At 63.9% G+C, this 20,161-nt stretch carries 22 protein-coding genes; 6 read left to right on the forward strand and 16 right to left on the reverse strand.

Translation table 11 applies throughout. The features are described 5' to 3' along the window. From fliO to J8847_RS06015, 5 genes are all read left to right on the forward strand, one after another. Nucleotides 1–808: flagellar biosynthetic protein FliO (fliO, locus tag J8847_RS24315; RefSeq protein ID WP_307727500.1), on the forward strand; the 808-nt coding region annotated here is incomplete at its 5' end. Next, complete coding sequence (gene fliP / locus J8847_RS06000) at nucleotides 798–1,538, forward strand: flagellar type III secretion system pore protein FliP (protein ID WP_211523784.1); 741 nt, start codon at nucleotides 798–800, stop codon at nucleotides 1,536–1,538. The genes fliO and fliP, both read left to right, overlap by 11 nt. Nucleotides 1,539–1,548: 10 nt before the next feature. After that, nucleotides 1,549–1,818, forward strand: a complete 270-nt coding sequence (gene fliQ / locus J8847_RS06005; RefSeq protein ID WP_211523785.1) for a flagellar biosynthesis protein FliQ — start codon at nucleotides 1,549–1,551, stop codon at nucleotides 1,816–1,818. A 4-nt stretch (nucleotides 1,819–1,822) separates the two neighbouring features. Then, nucleotides 1,823–2,656, forward strand: a complete 834-nt coding sequence (gene fliR, locus J8847_RS06010) for a flagellar biosynthetic protein FliR (protein WP_211523786.1) — start codon at nucleotides 1,823–1,825, stop codon at nucleotides 2,654–2,656. A gap of 79 nt (nucleotides 2,657–2,735) precedes the next feature. Continuing rightward, nucleotides 2,736–3,176, forward strand: a complete 441-nt coding sequence (locus J8847_RS06015; RefSeq protein WP_211523787.1) for a glutathione S-transferase family protein — start codon at nucleotides 2,736–2,738, stop codon at nucleotides 3,174–3,176. Between the two features lie 426 nt (nucleotides 3,177–3,602). On the opposite strand, the gene J8847_RS06020 is transcribed toward J8847_RS06015, so the two are convergent. From J8847_RS06020 to flgB, 16 genes are all read right to left on the reverse strand, one after another. Then, nucleotides 3,603–5,033 (reverse strand): amidohydrolase family protein, encoded by a 1,431-nt coding sequence (locus tag J8847_RS06020; RefSeq protein WP_229512563.1) that lies wholly within the window; start codon nucleotides 5,031–5,033, stop codon nucleotides 3,603–3,605. Nucleotides 5,034–5,601: 568 nt separating this feature from the next. After that, a complete protein-coding gene (locus J8847_RS06025) occupies nucleotides 5,602–5,901 on the reverse strand; it encodes a hypothetical protein (protein WP_211523789.1) in 300 nt (99 codons plus the stop codon). Between the two features lie 657 nt (nucleotides 5,902–6,558). Continuing rightward, on the reverse strand, nucleotides 6,559–7,014 hold the full coding sequence (locus J8847_RS06030) for a DUF3997 domain-containing protein (RefSeq protein WP_211523790.1): 456 nt from the start codon (nucleotides 7,012–7,014) through the stop codon (nucleotides 6,559–6,561). 8 nt (nucleotides 7,015–7,022) lie between these two features. Further along, complete coding sequence (locus J8847_RS06035) at nucleotides 7,023–7,826, reverse strand: RHS repeat-associated core domain-containing protein (protein WP_307727501.1); 804 nt, start codon at nucleotides 7,824–7,826, stop codon at nucleotides 7,023–7,025. Further along, nucleotides 7,729–8,268, reverse strand: coding sequence for a hypothetical protein (locus tag J8847_RS06040; RefSeq protein ID WP_211523792.1), 540 nt, complete (start codon nucleotides 8,266–8,268; stop codon nucleotides 7,729–7,731). Before J8847_RS06040 ends, J8847_RS06035 begins: the two co-directional genes overlap by 98 nt. 197 nt (nucleotides 8,269–8,465) lie before the next feature. After that, nucleotides 8,466–9,686 carry a flagellar hook-associated protein FlgL gene (gene flgL, locus J8847_RS06045; RefSeq protein WP_211523793.1) on the reverse strand — a complete coding sequence of 407 codons (1,221 nt, stop codon included), beginning with the start codon at nucleotides 9,684–9,686 and terminating at the stop codon, nucleotides 8,466–8,468. A 20-nt stretch (nucleotides 9,687–9,706) separates the two neighbouring features. Further along, nucleotides 9,707–11,674, reverse strand: coding sequence for a flagellar hook-associated protein FlgK (gene flgK, locus J8847_RS06050; RefSeq protein ID WP_211523794.1), 1,968 nt, complete (start codon nucleotides 11,672–11,674; stop codon nucleotides 9,707–9,709). Nucleotides 11,675–11,737: 63 nt separating this feature from the next. After that, nucleotides 11,738–12,679, reverse strand: a complete 942-nt coding sequence (gene flgJ / locus J8847_RS06055; RefSeq protein WP_211523795.1) for a flagellar assembly peptidoglycan hydrolase FlgJ — start codon at nucleotides 12,677–12,679, stop codon at nucleotides 11,738–11,740. Nucleotides 12,680–12,692: 13 nt separating this feature from the next. Next, complete coding sequence (locus J8847_RS06060) at nucleotides 12,693–13,814, reverse strand: flagellar basal body P-ring protein FlgI (RefSeq protein ID WP_211523796.1); 1,122 nt, start codon at nucleotides 13,812–13,814, stop codon at nucleotides 12,693–12,695. 8 nt (nucleotides 13,815–13,822) lie between these two features. Beyond that, nucleotides 13,823–14,473: a flagellar basal body L-ring protein FlgH gene (locus J8847_RS06065; RefSeq protein ID WP_211523797.1), complete on the reverse strand. Its 651-nt coding sequence runs from the start codon at nucleotides 14,471–14,473 to the stop codon at nucleotides 13,823–13,825. Further along, the gene (flgG, locus tag J8847_RS06070; protein ID WP_211523798.1) at nucleotides 14,470–15,252 is read right to left on the reverse strand and encodes a flagellar basal-body rod protein FlgG; all 783 of its coding nucleotides are present in this window, start codon (nucleotides 15,250–15,252) and stop codon (nucleotides 14,470–14,472) included. The genes J8847_RS06065 and flgG overlap by 4 nt, the downstream gene beginning before the upstream one ends. Nucleotides 15,253–15,316: 64 nt before the next feature. Then, nucleotides 15,317–16,057 carry a flagellar basal-body rod protein FlgF gene (flgF, locus tag J8847_RS06075; protein WP_211523799.1) on the reverse strand — a complete coding sequence of 247 codons (741 nt, stop codon included), beginning with the start codon at nucleotides 16,055–16,057 and terminating at the stop codon, nucleotides 15,317–15,319. Nucleotides 16,058–16,124: 67 nt separating this feature from the next. After that, nucleotides 16,125–17,660 (reverse strand): flagellar hook protein FlgE, encoded by a 1,536-nt coding sequence (locus J8847_RS06080; protein WP_211523800.1) that lies wholly within the window; start codon nucleotides 17,658–17,660, stop codon nucleotides 16,125–16,127. 38 nt (nucleotides 17,661–17,698) lie between these two features. Beyond that, nucleotides 17,699–18,406 (reverse strand): flagellar hook assembly protein FlgD, encoded by a 708-nt coding sequence (locus J8847_RS06085; protein WP_211523801.1) that lies wholly within the window; start codon nucleotides 18,404–18,406, stop codon nucleotides 17,699–17,701. Nucleotides 18,407–18,423: 17 nt separating this feature from the next. Next, nucleotides 18,424–18,825 carry a flagellar basal body rod protein FlgC gene (gene flgC, locus J8847_RS06090; RefSeq protein ID WP_211520742.1) on the reverse strand — a complete coding sequence of 134 codons (402 nt, stop codon included), beginning with the start codon at nucleotides 18,823–18,825 and terminating at the stop codon, nucleotides 18,424–18,426. A 10-nt stretch (nucleotides 18,826–18,835) separates the two neighbouring features. Next, nucleotides 18,836–19,246, reverse strand: coding sequence for a flagellar basal body rod protein FlgB (gene flgB / locus J8847_RS06095; RefSeq protein ID WP_211523802.1), 411 nt, complete (start codon nucleotides 19,244–19,246; stop codon nucleotides 18,836–18,838). A 167-nt stretch (nucleotides 19,247–19,413) separates the two neighbouring features. Between flgB and flgA the strand changes: the two genes are divergently transcribed. Next, on the forward strand, nucleotides 19,414–20,118 hold the full coding sequence (gene flgA, locus J8847_RS06100) for a flagellar basal body P-ring formation chaperone FlgA (RefSeq protein ID WP_211523803.1): 705 nt from the start codon (nucleotides 19,414–19,416) through the stop codon (nucleotides 20,116–20,118). The last annotated feature ends 43 nt before the right edge of the window (nucleotides 20,119–20,161 follow it).

The following is a 20,161-nucleotide window of genomic DNA, read 5'->3' on the forward strand; positions in this document are numbered from 1 at the left end:
CGCCCCCCCCGGCTACCGCCGCCTGCCCGCGTGGCCGGCAACCCCGCCCACCCTACGTGCTTTGGCGGCGGCAATGCTGTTCGCGCCGCTGGCCGCCTGCGCCGCCCCGCTGCCGGCCGAACCCGCCGCGCAGGCCGCGCCTGCTGTCGAGCAACCCGCGCCCGCGCCTGCCCCAGCGACACCCGCGCCTGAAACGCCGGCCGCTCCCGCGCCGGCGCCGGCCGCCCAAGAACCTGCCACTACCCCGCGCCGTCCCGGCGAAACCACCACCGGCCGCCCGCCGGCGCCGGCCCGTCCGGCTCCCTCGCTCACCACCACGAACACCGCCCCGGTCCCGGCTCCTCTGCCGGCCGACCAGGCGCCCGCGCCTGCGGCGCAAGCGCCAATCACTGCGCCGGCTCCTGCTCCTGAACAGCAGACGCCGCGCGCCGCACTGCCGTCCTCGCCCACCAGCCCTGCGGCCGGCAGCCTGATGCAGACCATCCTGGCCCTGGTGCTGGTGCTGGCCGTGCTGGCCGGCCTGGCCTGGTTCCTGAAGCGCTTCGCACCCAAGATGATGGGCGGCAGTAACGCCAACCTGCGCCTGGTGGGCGCCCTCAACCTCGGCGCGCGCGAGCGCATCGTGGTGGTCGAGGTCGGCAACCAGTGGATCGTGGTCGGCGCTTCGCCCGGCCGCATCAATGCGCTGGCCACCATGCCGCGCCAGGAAGGCGTGGAAGGCACGGCAACCGTGGCGGCCGCCACGCCCTCCGCCGGCAGCTTCTCGGACTGGCTCAAGAATACGATCGACAAACGCAATGCGAAATAAGAAAACCTGGCTGGCGGTCGGCCTGGCGCTGCTGCCCCTGCTGGCAGCCGCCCAGTCCGGCATCCCGGCCTTCAACACCAGCCCGGCCCCGGGCGGCGGCACCCAGTACTCGCTGCCGGTGCAGACCCTGCTGCTGCTCACCTCGCTCACCTTCCTGCCGGCAGCGCTGCTGATGATGACCAGCTTCACGCGCATCATCATCGTGCTGTCCCTGCTGCGCCAGGCGATCGGCACCCAGACCGCGCCGCCGAACCAGGTGATGGTGGGCCTGGCCCTGTTCCTGACCTTGTTCGTGATGGGCCCGACGTTCGACCGCATCTATACCGAGGCCTATGTGCCGCTGCAGGAGAACCGGATCCAGATGACGGAAGCCATGAACCGCGGCGTGGTGCCGCTCAAGGAATTCATGGTCAAGCAGACCCGCCAGTCCGACCTGGCGCTGTTCGTCAAGATCTCGCGCTCGCCGGCCCTGCAGGGACCGGAGGACATCCCGCTGCGCGTGCTGATCCCGGCCTTCGTCACCAGCGAGCTGAAGACGGCCTTCCAGATCGGCTTCGCCATCTTCATTCCCTTCCTGATCATCGACATGGTGGTGGCGTCGGTGCTGATGTCGATGGGTATGATGATGATGTCGCCGGCCGTGATCTCGCTGCCGTTCAAGCTGATGCTGTTCGTGCTGGTCGACGGCTGGCAACTCCTGCTGGGCTCGCTGTCCCAGAGCTTCTACTGAGGAACCAGGCATGACTCCCGAAAGCGTGATGACCATGGGCCGCACGGCCATGGAAGTAACCCTGATGGTGTCGGCGCCGCTGCTGCTGGTGGCGCTGATCATCGGCCTGATCGTCAGCATCTTCCAGGCCGCCACCCAGATCAACGAGGCGACCCTGTCCTTCATCCCCAAGCTGGTCGGCATCTTTGTCGCCCTGGTGGTGGCGGGACCGTGGATGCTGTCGGTGATGCTCGACTACATGCGCCAGGTGTTCACGGGCATCCCCGGCCTGATCGGATAAGCGCGTGCTGGCGCTGACGTCGGCGGAAATCAACGCCTGGATCGCGGGGCTGATCTGGCCCCTGACGCGCATCCTGGGCCTGATCGCGGCCGCGCCCCTGTTCGGCAATGCCGGCGTGCCGGTGTCGATCAAGGTCTCGCTCGGCGTGCTGCTGGCGGCCGTGATCGCGCCCACCGTGCCGGCGATTCCCGCCATGGACCCGACCTCGTGGGCGGGCCTCCTGATCCTGGTGAAGGAACTGCTGATCGGCGTGGCGATGGGCTTCGCGATGCGCATCGTGTTCGCCGCCATCGAATACGCCGGCGAGGTCGCCAGCATGTCCATGGGCCTGGGCTTCGCCATCTCCTTCGACCCCAACACACGCGGCCGCTCGGCGGCCGTGGCCCAGTTCATGGCCCTGGTCTCGACCATGGCCTTCCTGGCCGTCAACGCGCACCTGGTGCTGCTGGCGGCGCTGGCCGAGAGCTTCGTGACCTTGCCGATCTCCAGCACGCCCTTTTCCGGCAATGCGCCGCTGGAGCTGGTGCGCTGGGGGTCGCGCATCTTTTCGGCCGGGCTGCAGCTGTCGCTGCCGATCGTGGCCGCGCTCCTGATCACCAACGTGGCGCTGGGCATCCTGACGCGCGCCGCGCCGCAGCTGAACATCTTCGGTATCGGTTTTCCGATCACCCTGGGCGTGGGTTTCCTGACCCTGAGCCTGGTCATGCCCTACCTGGGCACGCCTATCCTCAACCTGTTCAACCAGGGCATCGAGGCGGGACGCGCGATCCCGCGGGCGGGAGCGACGCGGTCGCCCGCGCCGGCGACGCTGGCTCCGGCGCGGCCGGCGCCGGGCTGAGGCCGCGAACACTCCTGACAGGATCTGTCACTGCCCCCCTTTAGCATTGCCTTCTCATCAATCTTGCACGGAGAAGGCTATGCAGCTCGATCATCATCCCGTTTTGGCCGCGCATCCCGGCATCCGCTTCGACGCCGCGGACCGCAATCTCTATCCGCATGGCCTGGTGGCGCGCACTTGCGTCAAGCGCTGGATGTTCTGGGCGTGCCAGCAATTCTCGCCGGCGATCTCGGTACTGGTGTGGGAGCAGGTTGGCAAGCAAATGATCGAAGGGGGCGCCCCGGATCCGCTCGCGCTGGCCTGCGGTACGGCCGAGCTGGCGCAGGCCGCCGCCGTGCTGGATCATCATCTTTCCACGCGCGAATGGCTGGTCGGCGGCCAGGCGACGCTGGCGGACTACGCCGTGGCGGCACCGCTCATGACCATGGAACAGGCGGGGTTGCCACTAGAGGGCTATCCGTGCCTGCTGGCGTGGTTCGCACGCGTCAAGGAACTACCGGCCTCGCGTTTACCGGACTGACTTTCTTCCACCAACCGTTCTCCCAAACTTACGTAAAGCTACTCAATGCTGCTTAAAGTTGGCCATACAGTTGGATTCCTGCTTCATAGGGGCCGGTTTCACTTTGCGCTTGGGCGCAAGGCCAGCGCCTTCCCCTCCACAGGCAGTCACGGTGGAACTCACCGCAAGCCAATTCAGTTCCATCGGAATGTAGACGCAGCGCAGCAAGACACTACGAGCTTTGGCTACAGCGTTCGAACTGAATTTGCTTCTGTATGACTAAGCAAAATTGAATAAGTTTCGCGCGAACTGTTAAAACCCCAAGACCGTCGCACCGGCGAAGGCCGGTGCCCAAGTTCTTGCCCGCCCGTGACGCTAGCAAAGCTCGGATGCAGGATTTCGCCGGAAGCTTTGCTCGTCAGTCCCTTGGCTTTCCAGAATCCCGCTTCACTGACTTTCCGCAATCTTACGGCGCGTATCATCCAGCATCTGGTCGAGACGCGCGCGGTCATGCACTTCCCCGCGGCTGACAACCATGCGGATCTTGCGGGTCGCTCCGATGTCGGCCAGCGGGTCGGCATCGAGCACCAGCAGATCGGCCGCCTTCCCCGTTTGAATGCTGCCGTAGCGATCCAGCTTGCCCAGGAAACGCGGCCCGTTCACCACGGCGCTTTGCAAGGCCTGCTGCGGGCTCAAGCCATAACGCACGAACAGGGCAATCTCGTCGTGCAACGCCTGCCCCGGATAGTTGAACGAATTGAGGAAGCCCGCGTCGGTACCGGCGATGATGCTCACGCCCTCCTGCTGGAGCAGCGGCAGGAGCTGCGCCGACTTCTCAAAGATGGCATGGCGCAGCGCGATCGCTTCCGGGCCGTCCCTCGCAGCGCGCTCGACGCGCCAGTCGTAGGTCGCGCGCAGGCCCTTGCCGATGTATTTCAGGTAGTCGTCGCCGTAGTGGCTTTCCTGGTCCAGGTAGGCGGTGATACGCGATCCCCACAAGGTCGGCACCACCGCCGTCCCTTGCGCAGCCATGTGGCGGAAGGCGCGGCGCGCAGTCGCCTCGTCGTAGCCCTCCAGGCTGAGCCGCATGACCTCGCGCCCGGTCAGCTTGCCGGCAGCGACCTGCTCCACCAGTTCGGCTTCGCGCGGCGTGGTCGCGCGCAGCAGGTAGCTCTGGTGTTCGACCGTGCCCAGCCCGGCTTCGACGGCGCGCGCCAGCGGGATCTGTCCCGGCAGATGGGCCGAGGTGCGCATGCCGCGCGACTTGGCCTGGCGCAGCGCCGCCAGGTAGGTTTCCGGCGTCATCGTGTTTTCGGTGATTTTCACGAAATCGACCTTCATGGCCTGGAGCTTGTCCAGTGCCTTGCCGACCTCCTCGGGCGACCCGACTTCGATCGTCCCCTTCCACATCGGTTTGAGCCCTTCCAGCTTGGGACCGGAAGTAAAGATGGTCGGGCCGGCCAGCTTGCCTTCGGCGATCTGCTGGCGCCAGGCCAGTACGGTGTCGGCCAGGTCGCCCGCGCAGTCGCGCACCGTCGTGATGCCGTGCGCGAGATAAAGCGGAAGGAGTTGTTTGTTTTCTTCGATGAGCGCCTCACCCCCGCCGAAGTGGACATGCGTGTCCCACAGGCCGGGCATCAGGTATTTGCCGGGCAGCTTGATGGTTTTCCTGGGAGCGTAGCGCTTCAGCTCCGCGTCCTTGACCACGGCGACAATGGTGTCGCCCTTCAGGAGCACGGACTGGCCTTTGGTGCGGGTGCCGCTGGCGACATCGATCAGCGTCGCCTGGGTCAGCGCGACGTCGACCGCGATCTTGTCGGCGGCATGCGCGCCGTCCAGGACGCCGGCGAGCAGCATGGCCGCGGCGAGTTGTTTCATTGAAGGCAAGGCAGGCTCCCGAAAGAATTCACTCGGGTAATTTTACCTCGCCCGCGGGCGCAGTCGGCCCCTTAGAGGTAGTTGAACATTTGAAAATGAATCAAGCTCAAATTCAGACACCAGTCAGCCAATCGGCCCTGTCGAATTGTGCCGATCTCACTCCGGCCTTTGTGCATGTGACTAAAAGCATAAATTGGGCACTAATGCTGAGGTCGTGTCCGAATGTCAGACCTGACCCCGCCCTGGCCTACCTAGGCATATCGATTGAAATTTCGGCCGGTGTTCGCATCGCTCACAACTGGATCGATGCTCAAGAATCGTCCGCCCGACATGCGTTTGTCTTAGGCAAACCGATTTTTTTGTTTAAAAAGAAGGGTAATTTCTACCGCCCACGGTAGGGGGCTCGGGGCTTGCCTTGAGTTTCAAGGAAAAGCCGCGCGCCGTATCGCCACGACTCGTCGTGGCGATACGTTTCTCATCCTGTCCTGGAAATACCTGCCCTGACAGTGGACGTTGGAGTGGACGTTGCAATTGATGTTGCAGTGGACGTCGCAGTGCACTTAAACCGTCAGGGCTTTTCTTGCACCGTAATTTTTTTTGCTTTGACTCGAATGACATCCCCTGACTGCATCTCGATTTCGAGAGACTGCTTATCTCCATCCGGAATGTCATCAATCAAAAGGCTATTCACACTAACGCTCCTTCCCCAAGGCTCTTCACGCGGCATTTCTAGCAACGAAACGTCCTCCGCCAAGAGCACACATCGCGAAGTGGGCCCGTTTAGCGCCACAGCTACGCTTGCTTGGGCCCACTCGAATGCAACATCGACAAGGGTCCAGTCATGAAATCGCGTCATCTTCGTATTCATATTGGTTTGTTTAAGGTTGTGTGGGTGGGGGCGGAGGTTTAATCGGTAGATGCGCTTCTGACGACTCAGGCTTCACCTGGTTCCCATTAACATCAAGACGATTACCGTTGGCGTCGTTGACATGCGCATGGTCGCCATGGACAAGGACACGCTGCTCACCCGTTAAGGGATCAACGAATGCGCCTCTACCTCCTAATGGATCTGGCCCCTTCGGCACCAAACCCGCGCCCGTTGCCACCTGCCCAATTTCCAGGAAAATGGGGCCAGGTCTGACAATCGGACACGACCTCAACTGTACATTCTGGCCGGCTTTGTATCCCGAATATTAAGGCAGAGGTCGCGCCTGGAAGTCAGGCCTGACCCTGCCTCGCTAATGCTGAGGTCGTGTCAGAATGTCAGACCTGCCCCCGAATGCTGAGGTCGTGTCCGAATGTCAGACCTGACCCCGCCTCTTATAAGGCAGAGGTTGTGTCCGAATGTCAGACCTGACCCCGCCTCTTGCGCCCTAAGGCAGAGGTTGTGTCCGAATGTCAGACCTGACCCCGCCTCTGTGCCGCCTCTTGCGCCCGAATGTCAGACCTGACCCCGCCTCTTGCGCCTCTTTGACCCCGCCTCTTTCCGAGCTCGTATTTGAATGTCACCCATCCGGGTTCAGCGCTACTTCACCAAGCAATTCTTTTTTATTTTCTCAAACTGCTCAGAGTTCGAAACATAATCTTTTGGAACATCTAAATTTACATAACGAACACCAAGCTTTTTCAACTCCTCACGATATTCACTCTCACTGAACGGCCCTGCTTCAACACTATCCTTCAAATTTATAATCCAAAATTGAGATTCATCTGAATAGTGTGTAATGATTGTGCGGCGCCCTTTATCGTCATAACAATCTGGACTTATCGCGACTTTTCTAAGGACGGCAATATAACCATCAAACCTTCCCCAATCAACAACCTGCTCTTCTATAACCACAAATGACTTTCCATTTTCCTTCTTTGAGATATAGACATGGTCTTCATCCGTCTTATTAATAAAATAACCCCCGCCTAAATCAGTCGACTCACCACAGCCGATTAACATAAAGCAAGGCAACGCCAAAATTAGTTTACGCATAGAATTTATTACTTAGCAAGATTAGTATTGCCAACATATCGAATGGTGAACGGAGTATTACTCCAACTACCTGACGGCTCCCCAATAAACGTAGCAATATTTCTTGCCACTCCTCGCGGCGAAAAATCGGCATGCATTCTATAGTGGTACTGTTGATTATAAATGCCAACGGTCCCATCCGGCCTTATTCGAATCGTTATCTGCCCGTGCACCCAATAACTCACGCCTTTAACGTAGCCTGGCGCTATCCACCCTCCCCTAGGGTCCGCACTCCACTCACCCAATGCGGCAACAGTAAGTTTAGAAGCATCAACCGTAACCGCGAGATTTGGGTCGGAGTTAATCTGATACAACCAGTCTGCCTCGCCTTTTCCAGAAATAAACCCACGTTCGGAAATTTCGGTAGCTAGCGTATTTGCACGATTGGCAGCACCACTGCTTGCCTCATTGTGAACTGGTGATCCAGTCGAACAATAAGCGCCTCCGCCACATGAACGCTCACGCTCGCGCTTCTTTTGTTCTGCAATTTGGCTATCTCGCGCGTCCCTGCCATCTGGATCGACAAATCGATACGGATTATTCAGAACGTACGCATATCGATTGAAGCTGCGACCACTGCTCGAATCCGTCACCACTGGATCAATGCTCAAAAATCTTCCTGCAACCGCATCATAGTACCGATGCTGCATATAGATGAGGCCAGTCTCATTGTCGTTAACATGCCCCGTGAACCCGATCGTTCGCGTCGCCCATGCCGGGCACATACAGGAAAGCGCCATGCCAGAATTCCGTCCCGGACCAGGAGGCGCCATCGTTCGTCGTCACGGAACCGGGAGCGCCGAACGAACTGCAGCGCGTCGTCGTGTTCCCTGCGCCGACCCATCCGCGCAGCTGCGAATACACGCCATGCAGGTGCGGTATGTCGAGATCCCATTGGCCGAACAAGCCACCAGTCACCGCGTCCCTGCCGGCTTCCAGGCGCCGGCCGACGCCGACGCGCAAGGGGCTATTGCCGGGGATGACCACGTCGGTCTGGATGAATTCCAGGTTGCCGGTGTAGAGATTGACCTTGTCGCCGAACAGGCCGGTGCCGAGCTTGGTAAAGGCCCGCGGCGCGCGGATCAGCTTTTCCTGCTCGCTGTAGGTGGTTGCGGCATGCGCTGACAGCATGCTGGCGATGAGACTAAACAGTCCGCCCAGGCCGACTGCCATCGTTTTGCTGCGAATTCCTGCCCCAAGCCATGCTTTGCGCATCAGATCGCCCCCTATAGGAAGTGTTGTTGAGCTAACTCAACAATGGGACAGGGTAGCCTGAAGTTAACAGCTTGAATACATATTTACCGTACTGTCAGGAAATATTCTTTGAGCATAGCTTGGGTTCTCAGGCAAATGGATTGCCCTCCTGCACGGGGAGCTCGGGCAACATCGATCGGCGTGGCATGGATCAACTATCAGAGGTAGTTAAACAGCGACAGCCCCGACATCGTCTTGAACGACATCTGCGCCGCCTGCAAGGTGGTCTGCTGCTGCTGGAAGTCCGAGATCGCCTTCACCACGTCCAGGTCCTGCAGGTCGGACAAGGTGCTCGCGTAATGGATGTTGAGGTCGTCACCCGCGCTGTCCAGGTAATCGAGCTCCTTCAGGTGCGCCCCCACCGAGGCCTGCACGGTCAGCACGTTGTCGTGCGCCGACTTCAGGTTGTCCATTGCCGTGTTCAGGCTGTTGGTCAGCGCCGCCTTGCCGCTGGAACCTTCAGCCGGGGCGCGCAGCGCCGCGATCAGGTCGGTCACGGTGGTGAACACCGACTGCTTCTCGCTCGGCTTGACGGTGAAGCTGTCGCCGTTGGCCGGCGCGCCCTTGATGTCGAAGGACATGCCGCCGAAGGAGATGGTCTTGCCCGGCTCATAAGGCTGGTTGCTCAGCACCGCGGTCGCCGGGCTGGTGCTGGTGTCGTTGACGGTATAGGTCGTCACCGCCGGCGTGCCGGTCACGGTGAAGCTCAGCACGTAGTCGTGGCCGTTCAGCTGCGAGCGGTCGGTCACCGAGCCGGACGAGATGATGGCCGCGCCCGTGTTGGTGCTGGCCGCCTGGGTCTGGAAGCTGCCGTTGCCGGTCGGGATTGCCTCGAACACGGCGCTGCCGGAGGCCGACAGCGGAAGCTTGCGCGAAGCGCCCACCTGCAGCTGGCGCTGGCCCTGGTCGCCCTGGTATTGCGCGCCGCCCGGGGTGCGGGTGAAGGGCTGGGTGGTCGCCATGTAGCCCGAGAACAGGTAGCCGCCCGAACCGTCGGTGGTGTTGGCCACGCCCAGCAGGTCCTCCAGGCGCCCTTCCAGCTCGGTCGCCAGCGCCTCGCGGTCGGTCTTGACCATGGTGCCGTTGCCGGCGTTGACCGCCAGCTGCTGGATGTCCTGCAGCAGGTTGCCCGCGTCCTGCAAGGTGGTTTCCACATGCGACAGCGAGGAACGCGCGTTCATGCGGTTGGTGGCGAACTGCGCATTCATTTCCTGCGCCTGGCTCACTTCCAGCGCGCGCGCCGAGGCCACCGGGTCGTCGGCCGGCGTCAGGATGCGGCGCTCGGTCGCCAGCTGCATCTGGGTGCGCGCGATGCCGCTTTGCAGCGTGCCGAGCTGGTTGGTGGCGGTGTTGAAGATGTTCAGGGTGCTGATGCGCATGGTCTACTCCGAAACTGCTTTTAGCGGCCGATCGACAGCAGGGTGTCGAAGATGGTGCCGGCGATCTGCATCACCTTGCCGGCCGCCTGGTAAGCCTGCTGGTACTTGATCAGGTTGGTCGCTTCCTCGTCCAGGTTGACGCCCGAGACGTCGCTGGCGGCGCCCTGCGCCTGGGCCAGCAAGGCGTCGCCGGCCTTGGCGTTCACCTGCACTTCGCGCGTCTTGTTGCCGACCGTGCTGACCAGCTGGGCGTACGAAGTCTGGAAGGTCGCGCTGCCGTTGTTGAAGATGTTCTTGGTCTGCAGGTCGCCCAGCAGGCCGATGTTGCGGGTGTCGCCGCTGCCGCTGGTGTTGCCGGCGATCTGGAAGGTGTCGCCGTTGCCCGGCGCGCCCGTCATGGTGACGCTGACGCCGCCGAAGGTATAGGTGGCGCCATTCGTGAACGGCACGTTGCTGGCCGGCGCCGGGTAATTGGTCGCCACGCCCGCGGTGTCGACCACGCGCACCGCCATGCCGGCCGGGAAGCCCGTCATCTGGCCGGTGGCGCCGTCATAGCTCAGCGTCACCGGCAGCGATGGGCCCGCGCCCAGGAAGTTGCTGTCGACCTTGCCTTCGCTAATCTTGCCGGTGCCGGTGTTGGTGAGCGGCGCGCTGGTGGCGATCGGCGCCGCGGCGGCGATCTGCGAGACGTCGTTGGCCAGCACCTTGAAGTTGGCGGCGCCGTTGATGGTCGGACGCACCAGGAAGTTGTCGCCGGCCTGGGCCAGGCCGGAAATGTTGAACTCGACGCCGTCGATCACCCGGGTGGTGCCGGCCGCGTTGTAGGGGGTGATCGCAGTCGAGACGTTGTCCGACAGGCGGATCACGTTGTAGTTGGTGCCGTCGAACTCGACCTTGTAGTCGCTGTCCTTGAGCTGGCCCGGGTCCGTCACCTTGGCCGCGACCTCGGTAGTCGAAGACAGGGCGTTGTTGATGTTGCGGCCCACGAAGGCCGGCGACTCGGCGAAGAAATCGGCGCCCGGCTGGCCGTTCGCGTCCACGCCCAGCTTGTGCTGCTTGTTGAATTCGATCGCCATGCCGAGCGCGATCTTGCCGAGCGCGCTCTGGGCCGGGTCGAGGGTGGTGACGCGGAAGTCCAGTGCGCCGCCCAGTTCGCCGCCGCTCAGGGTGCCTTCCGGCAGGATCGAGACCTTGTTGCCGACCACATAGCCGACTTCGAGGCGGGTCAGGTCGACCGGCGACTTGGTCGCGGCCAGCTGGTAGGCCGTCTGCCCCACCACCAGCGGCTGGCCGCTGCCGATCGAGATCGTCAGGCTGTTGTTGTCGCCCGGGGTGACGGTGGCCTTCACCTGCTTGTTCAGTTCCAGCACCAGCTGGTCGCGCTTGTCCAGTAGGTCGTTCGGCGCGCGCGTCTCGCTCGAGGCGTAGTTGCCGATCTGTTCATTCAGCCCGGCGATCTGCTGGGCGTAGGTGTTGATGATATTGACGCTGGCTTCGATGGTCGTGTTGACGCCTTCGCGGATCTCGCCCAGGCGCGCATCGAGGGCCTGGAAGCGGGTCGCCATGGTGTCGGCGGCGGAGAGCATGGCCTGGCGCGAGGGCACCGAGGCGCGGTTGCCGGCCATGTCCTGCACGCCCTTGAAGAAGCCTTGCAGGGCCGGCGACAGGCCCGCGGTCTGGTCGGCCAGCAGGTTGTCGATCTGGGAAATCTGCGAGTAATACGATTCCAGGCCGCTCACGCTGGACTGGGCGGTGCGCACCTGGCTGTTCAGGAATTCGTCGCTGTAGCGCTTGATCTGGGAGATCTGGGTGCCGGTGCCCAAAAAGCCGATGCCGCCCAGGTCGAGCGCCACCGCGGTGGACTGCACCACGCCCTGGCGGCTGTAGCCCGGCACGTTGGCGTTGGTGATGTTGTGGCCGGTCGTGGACAGGCCCGCCTGTGCCGCGAACAGGCCGCTTTTGCCAATGCTGAGAAGGTTACCGGCCATGTTGATCTTCTTTCTCTAACTCTCTTCGTTGACGGCAGCTTTTCCGGAAACTTGATGGTCCGGTCAGGCCAGCGAATTCTTGATGATGCGGGTCAGCTTGGTGGCGTAGTGCGGATCGGTCGCATAGCCGGCGCGCTGCAGGCCCTGGGCGAAGGCGGCCGCATCGCCGCCGCTGGCGATGACTTTTTCGTAACGCGGGTTCTTGGCCAGCATGTTGGCGTAGTCCTTGAACGATTCCGCCGGCGAGTCGTAGGCGCGGAATTTCTCCACCTTGGTGTGCGGGCGGCCGTTCACGTATTCGGTGGTGACGGCGGTGGCGACCTTGCCCTTCCAGCCCGGGCCGGCCTTGATGCCGAACAGGTTGTGGCTGTTGCTGCCGTCGGCATTGCGGATCATGCGCTTGCCCCAGCCGCTTTCCAGCGCGGCCTGGCCCAGCATGAACTTGGCCGGCACGCCGGTGGCGCGCTCGGCTTCGGCCGCGTGGACGTGCAGCTTTTCTTGGAAGGAGCGCACGTGCGGCGCCTGGATGCGGCCGCTGGCGGTGGTCAGGGGCAGCGGCGGCGCGGCGGCCGCAGGCACACCGCTCACCATTGCGCCGGACTTGATCATGGTGGCGGCGTCCATCGGGCCGGGCATGGCGTTGCCCGAAGTGGTCGCGTTGCCCTCGCCGCCGATGGCAAGCGCCTGCTGGCCCATGTTCTGGGCGCCCAGCTGGCGGGTCAGGACGTCGGCCAGGCCCATGCCGCGCTTGGCCAGGTTCTGGCTCATCTGCTGGTCCAGCATGCCGGTGAACATCCTGGTCTGCTGGTTGTCGAGCATGCCTTCCTGCGGGGTGGCGTCGCGCATGCTCTTCATCATCATGTTAATGAACATCGACTCGAACTGGGTGGCCGCTTCCTTCAGCGCGCCCGGCGAGCCGGCCTTCGCGCTTTGCTTGAGCTCACCCAGGCCCTTGGTGTCGAGGGCGAACTTGGTGCTCAGGTCGGTTTTGTTCGAGGCGATCATGATGCACTCTTCCTTAGATGATCTCGAGGTCGGCGCGCAGCGAGCCGGACGCCTTCAGCGCCTGCATGATGGCCAGCAGGTCCTGCGGGGTGGCGCCGATCGAATTCAGCGCCTTGACCACTTCGGCCAGCGAGGCGCCGCCCTTCACCATCAGCACCTTGCCCGGATCCTTCTTGATCTCGACCGACGGGTTCTGGGTGACCACGGTGGCGCCGCGCGAGCCCGGAGCCGGCTGGCTGACATTGGTGTCGGCGCCGATGGTCACCGACAGGTTGCCGTGCGAGATGGCGCAGTTGTCCAGCATGACGGCCTGGTTCATCACCACCGAGCCGGTGCGCGCGTTCAGGATCACCTTGGCCGAAGCGGAAGCCGGCTTGATGTCGATCTGTTCCAGCATGCCCAGGAAGGCCACGCGCTGGTCGCTCGAGGACGGGGTGCGCACGCGGATTACGCGGCCGTCCAGGGCGGTCGCCACGCCGGCGCCGAACTGGTCGTTGACGGCTTCGACGACGCGCGCGGCGGTCGAGAAGTCGGTTTCCTTCAGCTCCAGGCGGATCTGGTTGTTCTCGCCCAGGTTCGAGGCGACGGCGCGCTCGACGGTGGCGCCGCCCGAGATCTTGCCCACCGCCAGGTGGTTGACCTGGACCTGGGCGCCGCCGCCGGGGGCCTGGGCGCCGACGCCGCCGACCACCAGGTTGCCCTGGCCCATCGCGTACACCTGGCCATCGGCGCCGTGCAGCGGCGTCATCAGCAAGGTGCCGCCGCGCAGGCTTTTCGCGTTGCCGATCGAGGAGACGGTGATGTCGATGGTCTGGCCCGGCTGGGCGAAGGCCGGCAGCGAAGCGGTGACCATCACGGCGGCCACGTTCTTCAGCTGCAGCTGGGTGCCGCGCGGCAGGTTCACGCCCTTCTGCTGCAGCATCGCCTGGATCGACTGCACGGTGAACGGGGTCTGGCTGGTCTGGTCGCCGGTGCCGTCCAGGCCGACCACGATGCCGTAGCCGGACAGCTGGTTCTGGCGCACGCCGGCGACGGTGGCCAGGTCCTTCAGGCGCTCGGCCTGGGCCGGTGCGGCAGCCAGGGCGGTGACCAGAACGGTGGCGGACAGCAGGACAAAGGAGGTGAACTTGCGCATGATTACACTCAGAACGGCAGCATCGACAGGAAGAAGCGCGACAGCATCGAGTTGACCTCGGCGCGGTCGATCCTGCTGTTGGTGCGGTACTCGACACGGGCGTCGGCCACCACCGTCGACGAGACGATGTTGCCCGGCTGGATGGTGTCGGGGCTGACCATGCCCGAGAAGCGGATGAACTCGACACCCTTGTTCATGGCGATCTGCTTTTCGCCGGCCACGATCAGGTTGCCGTTCGGGAGCACTTCGGTGACGGTCACGCCCAGGGTGCCGCTGAAGTCGTTCGAGGCGCTCTGCTTGTCGCCGTCCGCGAACTTGGTTTCCGCTTCCAGGGCCACGCTGGCGCCGATCGCCGAGCGCATCACGCCCGGGGCGGCGAAGCTGGCGCTGCCGTTCTTGTTGCCCGAGCTGGCGCCGGCCTTGTTGGCGCTGGTGCGCTCGCTGATGTTGATGGTCAAGAGGTCGCCGATGTGGCGCGCGCGGCGATCCTCGAACATCGGACGGTAGCTGTTGGCGTTGTAGATCGCGCCCGGGGTCGGCGGCGCGGTCTCGACCAGCATCGGACGCGCGCTGGTCGGGCCCTGCACGATGGTGCTGGGAGCGGTGGCGCAGCCGGCGAGCAGCACCAGCGCAGCGAAGGAGGCAATAAACGATTTCATAACTGGGACAGCTTCTGCAGCATCTGGTCGGAAGTGGTGATCGCCTTGCTGTTGATCTCGTAGGCGCGCTGGGTCTGGATCATGTTGACCATTTCCTCGACCACGTTGACGTTCGAGGATTCAACATAGCCCTGCATCAGGACGCCGGCGCCGTTGGTGCCCGGGACGTTCAGGTTGGGGTTGCCCGAGGCGCCGGTCTCGACGTACAGGTTCTCGCCGCGCGATTCCAGGCCGGCCGGGTTCACGAAGGTCGCCAGCTGGAGCGAGCCGACCTGGGTCGGGGCCACGGTGCCCGGCAGCTTGACGGACACGGTGCCGTCGCGGCCGACGGTGATCGATTCGGCGTTCGACGGGATGGTGATGGCGGGCTGGACCACGAAGCCGCTGGAAGTGACCAGCTGGCCGTTGGCGTCGGTCTGGAAGGAGCCGTCGCGGGTGTAGGCCTGGGTGCCGTCCGGCAGCAGCACCGGGAAGAAGCCCGAGCCGTTGACCATCACGTCTTTCGAATTGCCGGTCAGCTGGGGATTACCCTGGGTGTGGATGCGCTCGGTGGCGACGGTGCGCACACCGGTACCGATCTGCAGGCCCGAAGGCAGGTTGCTTTGCTGCGAGGACTGGGCGCCGGGCTGGCGCACGTTCTGGTACAGCAGGTCCTCGAACACCGCACGGGAGCGTTTGAACCCATTGGTGCTGACGTTGGCGAGGTTGTTGGTGATGACGTCGAGGTTGGTCTGCTGCGCTTCGAGGCCGGTCTTGGCGATAAACAGCGAACGGATCATGGAATTCTCCTAAGGGCGGCAGACGAAGTCCGCCACGTACAGGAGAATTATGCTGCAGCAACTATCAATTCAAAGCGAGGATCTGGGTGGCTTTCGCGGCGTTATTCTCGGCGTTCTTCAGCAGGCTCATTTGGGTTTCGAAGGAGCGCGCCAGCGAAATCATCTGCACCATGGAATCCACCGCGCTGACGTTCGAGCCTTCCAGGGCGCCGCCGGCGACCCGGATGTTCGGATCGAAGGGCGCCGCGCTGCCGTCCTTGAGGCGGAACAGGCCGTCGTCGCCGCGCACCAGGTCGCCGGTGGGCGGATTCACCAGCTTCAGGCGGCCGAGCACGACCGGGGCGGCCGGCTGGTCGGTATTCGAGACGGTCGAGATGGTGCCGTCGGCGCCCACGGTCACGGTGGCGTCGGGCGGGATGGTGATCGGACCGCCCTCGCCCGCGATGGTGTTGCCGGACGCGGTCTGCAGCAGGCCGTTCGGGCTCATCTGCAGGGAACCGTTGCGGGTATAGGCTTCGGTGCCGTCCGCCATCTGGACCGCGAGCCAGCCCTCGCCCTTGACCGCCACGTCGAGGTCGCGCCCGGTGATTTGCAGCGGGCCGGCCGTGAAGTCGTGGCCGGCGGTCGAATCGAGCACGAAGGCGCGCGTCGGCAGGCCCGGGCCCTGGACCGGGGCCGCGCGGAAGATGTCGAGCTGGGCGCGGAAACCCGTCGTGTTGACGTTGGCCAGGTTGTTCGAGGTGGTGGCCTGCTGCTCCAGGATGTGCTTCGCGCCGGAGGCGGCGGTGTAGATCAGGCGGTCCATGTCTTGTCCTTTTTGCTATGCGGTGCGCCGGCGCATGTGCGGCCGGCGCAGTCAACTCACGCTTGCATCAACGCAGGTTCACCAGGGTTTGCAGCACCGAGTCCTGGGTCTTGATGGTCTGCGCATTCGCCTGGTAGACGCGCTGCGCCGTGATCATGTTGACCAGTTCCGCGGTCAGGTCGACGTTCGAGGCTTCCACCGCCGAGGCCTGCAGCACGCCCATGCCGCCCGTGTTCGGGGTGCCGACCAGGGGCACGCCCGAGTTGGACGATTCGGCCCAGGCGTTGTTGCCCAGCGGCTCGAGGCCGTTCGGGTTGGTGAAGTTGGCCAGCACCACCTGGCCCAGCGGCTTGGTCTGGCCGTTGCTGTACTGGCCCAGGATCACGCCGTCGGCGCCGGCGGTGAAGCGCTGCAGGGTGCCGGCCTTGTAGCCGTCCTGGACGATCTTCTTCTCGCTGGTCGGGCTGCCGTACTGGGTGGTGCCGGCGTAGTCGATTTCCATCGGCAGGGTCAGTTCGGCGCCGGTCGACGGGATCACCGGCAGGGTGACGTTGAACTTGCCGGCGGTGCCGGTGGTCGCCAGGTTCAGGGCGCCGTTGGTGTCGAACTTCAGCTGGCCGACCGGCACGGCCGGCACGCGGACCGCCTTGGCCATGGCGGCGTCGATCTCGTCCGGCGTGGTGCCCGGGATCGCGGCCGCACTGGTGGCGGCGGCGCCGATCTCGGTCTGGTTGGCGGCGGTCGCGCCGGCGGTGTTGGCGGCGGCCACGACCATGCTGGAGGCGGCGCTGGCGTAGGTACTCAGGGCGGCGGCGATGGTGGCCGGGACCGGCGGCACGGCCTTGGTGGCGGCTTCCCAGTTGGCGCGCGCGGTGTTCACGGCGTTGAAGGCCGCGCCGGTGCCGGTGGCGGCGCCCGCCACGGCCAGGGCCGAGATCTCGGTGCCGTCGTTGGCTGCGTACACGTCCCAGCTGCCGGCGCCGTTCTTCACGTAATAGGTCGACAGCACGTGCGGATTGCCCAGCGTGTCGTACACGCTCATCGGGGTCTGCTTGTTGTAGGTGGTCGGATCGTTGGCGTCGAAGGGCGAATTGACCGGCGGCTGGGTGCGCGAATCCAGGTTCAGCTGGATGTCGACGTCGGTGGTCTGCACCGGGTCCAGGTCGGAGGTGTCGATCTGCAGCGGCACCGGGGCGCCGGCCGACAGCTGGCCGGCCGCGTTCAGGCCGTAGCCGGTCAGCTTGGCGCCCTGGGCATTGATCATGTAGCCGTTCTTGTCGAGCGAGAACTGGCCATTGCGCGAATACTGCACCACGCCCGCGGCTTCGATGCGGAAGAAGCCGGCGCCGTTGATGGCGATGTCGAGCGGGTTGTTCGAGGTTTCGACGTTGCCCTGGCTGAATTGCTGGGCGATGCCGGCGACCTTCACGCCGATACCGGCCGAGTTGCCGCCCGCGCCATTCAGCGAGTTGGCGTAGACGTCGGCGAACTGGGTGGTCGAACCCTTGAAACCGACCGTGCTCGCGTTGGCGATGTTGTTACCGATGACGTCCAGCGATTTTGCTGCGCCGTTCAAGCCGCTCAGGCCCTGTTGGAAAGACATGTCGTTTCTCCTGCTAAATGTGTGGGTAAGCGGCTTGCTTACAGAACTTGTTTGATGTCGGCCATGGCTACCGCACCCTTGCCGGGCAGGTTGAGCTTGACGCCGTCCTTGGCATTCGTGGTCACGCTGGCAACGCTGTCGAAGGACAGGCCCTTGGCGTCGTCGAGCTCCTCGCCGGCGCGGGTGGCGACGACCTTGAAGCTGTACTTACCGTCGGGCAGGACCACCGGCTTGCCGTCGCTGTCGAGCTTTTCCGGGTCGGGCACGCCGTCCCAGGCCACCGGCAGGATGCCAGCCTCTTGCGGGCCCATGTCGATGGTGGCCACTTCCTTGCCGTTGGCGTCCGTGACGAGGATCTGGACCTTGTCGGCCGGGGTGGCCAGCTCGACGCCCAGGATAGACTTGCCGCCGGAGAGCTGGACGTCCTTGCCTTCGACCAGCACGCCATGGCCGATCAGGTTGGTCGCCTGCATCGCCTCGGACGACTGGTAGCTCGACTTCAGGGTTTCCAGGGTCGCGTTCAGCTTGTTCACGCCGGTCACGGTCGACAGCTGGGCCAGCTGGCTGGTCACCTGGGCGTTGTCGAGCGGGTTGAGCGGATCCTGGTTCTTCAGTTGCGTCACCAGCAGGGTCATGAACTTGTCGGTGTCGGCCTGGACGCTGTCGACTTCCTTCGGCTTGGTGTTCATGGTCGACATCAGGTCATTGATGGTCGAGGCGCTGGAATTGGTATTAACGGTGGTCATGGTCGTTATTCAGTACATTATTGACCGAGGGTCAGGGTCTTGAGCAGCATGGTCTTGGCCGCATTCATGGTCTCGACGTTGGTCTGGTAGGAACGCGAGGCCGACAACATGTTGACCATCTCGTCGACCACGTTCACGTTCGGCATCGTCACATAGCCCTTGTCGTCGGCCAGCGGGTGCTTGGGGTCGTAGACCTGCTTCATCGGCGACTGGTCCTCGACCACTTCGCGCACCCGCACGCCGGTGGCGCCGGAAGCGGTGGGAACCGATTCGAACACGACCGCCTTGGCGCGGTAGGCTTCGCCGGTGGCGCTGGTGGCGCTGTCGGCGTTGGCCAGGTTGCTGGCGGTGGTGTTCAGGCGCTGGGCCTGGGCGCTCATCGCCGAGCCGGAGACGTTGAAGATATTAAATAGCGACATGATTTACCCCTTATTGACCCTGGATGGCCGCCAGCAGGCCCTTGATCTGGTGGTTGATCATCGTGATGCCGGCTTCGTAGCGCAGCGCGTTGTCGGCGAACTGGTTGCGCTCGACGTCCATGTCGACCGTATTGCCGTCGACGCTGCCCTGCACCACGCCGCGGTACTGCACCGGGGTGCCGTTGGCCAGGGTGTCGCCGGTGGCCTGGCCGCGCGGCACGTGGCCCTGGGCGGTGGTGGCCAGGCCGCCCTGGCGGCCGGCCAGCGCACCCTGCAGGGCGCTGGAAAAGTCGATGTCGCGCGCCTTGTAGTTGGGCGTGTCGGCGTTGGCGATGTTCGACGCCAGCAATTCCTGGCGCTGGGCGCGCAGGGACAGGGCCGATTCATGGAAACGCAGGTAGTCGTCGATTTTGCCGATCATGCCAGCCTCCAGGCAGATTCTTGTTGGGACAGCACCGATCATACGGATCTGTAAAGCGAGGCAATCGAAGGAGTAGCATGGGCAAATCCCGGCTATTCATAGTTTCGCTACGGAATCATCAGCCCTAAGATGGCAGCATTCCCGGTTTCCCATCCAGGCTGTTTTCCATGAAACGACACTTCGCCGCCCTGCTGGCGCTTGCCCTGCCCCTCGCCTGCGCCCATGCGCAGACGGCCGCCAGCGCCCAGCGCCAGAACCTGCCCGCCCTGCGCGCGGTCGTCGAGCAATACCTGCAGACCCAGAGCGCCGGCCTGCCCGGCCAGGTATTGGTCAAGGTCGGCGCGGTCGACCAGCGCATGAGCCTGCCGCACTGCCCGGCGCCGGAAGCCTTCCAGCAGCCGGGCGCGCGCCCGTGGGGAAAAACAACGGTCGGCGTGCGCTGCACCGCCCCCACCGCCTGGACCGTGTATATTCAGGCCCAGGTCAGCGTGCTGGCCGACTACGTGGCCGCCGCCGTGCCCCTGGCCCAGGGCCAGCCGGTCGAGCAGGGCCACCTGGTCCTGATGAAGGGCGACATCGCCGCCATGCCGAACGGCATCCTGACCGACATGGCCCAGGCCATCGGCCGCACTCCTACTATTTCGTTGCCTGCGGGCACTGCCCTGCGCGCGGACACCCTGCGTAGCAAGCCGGTGGTCCAGCAAGGCCAGGCGGTGCGCCTGGTGTCGCGCGGCGCCAACTTCTCGGTCTCGGCCGAGGCCAAGGCGATCGGCACCGCCGGCGAAGGCCAGGTGGTGCAGGTGCGGACGCAGTCGGGGACGGTCGTGAGCGGGACGGCACGCATGGGCGGACTGGTCGAGGTCGTTTTGTAACAAACCATCGAAGGCCCTTTTCTGCGCTAAAGTTTGCGGCATC

The organism is Massilia sp. AB1 (genome assembly GCF_018119385.1).
GTDB lineage: Bacteria > Pseudomonadota > Gammaproteobacteria > Burkholderiales > Burkholderiaceae_D > Telluria.

What these genes read in the sequence shown, in the direction of transcription:
- fliP (WP_211523784.1), top strand. Translation starts at nt 798, where the DNA reads ATGCGAAATAAGAAAACCTGGCTGGCGGTCGGCCTGGCGCTGCTGCCC.
- fliQ (WP_211523785.1), top strand. Translation starts at nt 1,549, where the DNA reads ATGACTCCCGAAAGCGTGATGACCATGGGCCGCACGGCCATGGAAGTA.
- J8847_RS06015 (WP_211523787.1), top strand. Translation starts at nt 2,736, where the DNA reads ATGCAGCTCGATCATCATCCCGTTTTGGCCGCGCATCCCGGCATCCGC.
- J8847_RS06020 (WP_229512563.1), bottom strand. Translation starts at nt 5,033, where the DNA reads ATGAAACAACTCGCCGCGGCCATGCTGCTCGCCGGCGTCCTGGACGGC.
- J8847_RS06025 (WP_211523789.1), bottom strand. Translation starts at nt 5,901, where the DNA reads ATGAATACGAAGATGACGCGATTTCATGACTGGACCCTTGTCGATGTT.
- J8847_RS06030 (WP_211523790.1), bottom strand. Translation starts at nt 7,014, where the DNA reads ATGCGTAAACTAATTTTGGCGTTGCCTTGCTTTATGTTAATCGGCTGT.
- J8847_RS06035 (WP_307727501.1), bottom strand. Translation starts at nt 7,826, where the DNA reads ATGGCGCCTCCTGGTCCGGGACGGAATTCTGGCATGGCGCTTTCCTGT.
- J8847_RS06040 (WP_211523792.1), bottom strand. Translation starts at nt 8,268, where the DNA reads ATGCGCAAAGCATGGCTTGGGGCAGGAATTCGCAGCAAAACGATGGCA.
- flgL (WP_211523793.1), bottom strand. Translation starts at nt 9,686, where the DNA reads ATGCGCATCAGCACCCTGAACATCTTCAACACCGCCACCAACCAGCTC.
- flgK (WP_211523794.1), bottom strand. Translation starts at nt 11,674, where the DNA reads ATGGCCGGTAACCTTCTCAGCATTGGCAAAAGCGGCCTGTTCGCGGCA.
- flgJ (WP_211523795.1), bottom strand. Translation starts at nt 12,679, where the DNA reads ATGATCGCCTCGAACAAAACCGACCTGAGCACCAAGTTCGCCCTCGAC.
- J8847_RS06060 (WP_211523796.1), bottom strand. Translation starts at nt 13,814, where the DNA reads ATGCGCAAGTTCACCTCCTTTGTCCTGCTGTCCGCCACCGTTCTGGTC.
- J8847_RS06065 (WP_211523797.1), bottom strand. Translation starts at nt 14,473, where the DNA reads ATGAAATCGTTTATTGCCTCCTTCGCTGCGCTGGTGCTGCTCGCCGGC.
- flgG (WP_211523798.1), bottom strand. Translation starts at nt 15,252, where the DNA reads ATGATCCGTTCGCTGTTTATCGCCAAGACCGGCCTCGAAGCGCAGCAG.
- flgF (WP_211523799.1), bottom strand. Translation starts at nt 16,057, where the DNA reads ATGGACCGCCTGATCTACACCGCCGCCTCCGGCGCGAAGCACATCCTG.
- J8847_RS06080 (WP_211523800.1), bottom strand. Translation starts at nt 17,660, where the DNA reads ATGTCTTTCCAACAGGGCCTGAGCGGCTTGAACGGCGCAGCAAAATCG.
- J8847_RS06085 (WP_211523801.1), bottom strand. Translation starts at nt 18,406, where the DNA reads ATGACCACCGTTAATACCAATTCCAGCGCCTCGACCATCAATGACCTG.
- flgC (WP_211520742.1), bottom strand. Translation starts at nt 18,825, where the DNA reads ATGTCGCTATTTAATATCTTCAACGTCTCCGGCTCGGCGATGAGCGCC.
- flgB (WP_211523802.1), bottom strand. Translation starts at nt 19,246, where the DNA reads ATGATCGGCAAAATCGACGACTACCTGCGTTTCCATGAATCGGCCCTG.
- flgA (WP_211523803.1), top strand. Translation starts at nt 19,414, where the DNA reads ATGAAACGACACTTCGCCGCCCTGCTGGCGCTTGCCCTGCCCCTCGCC.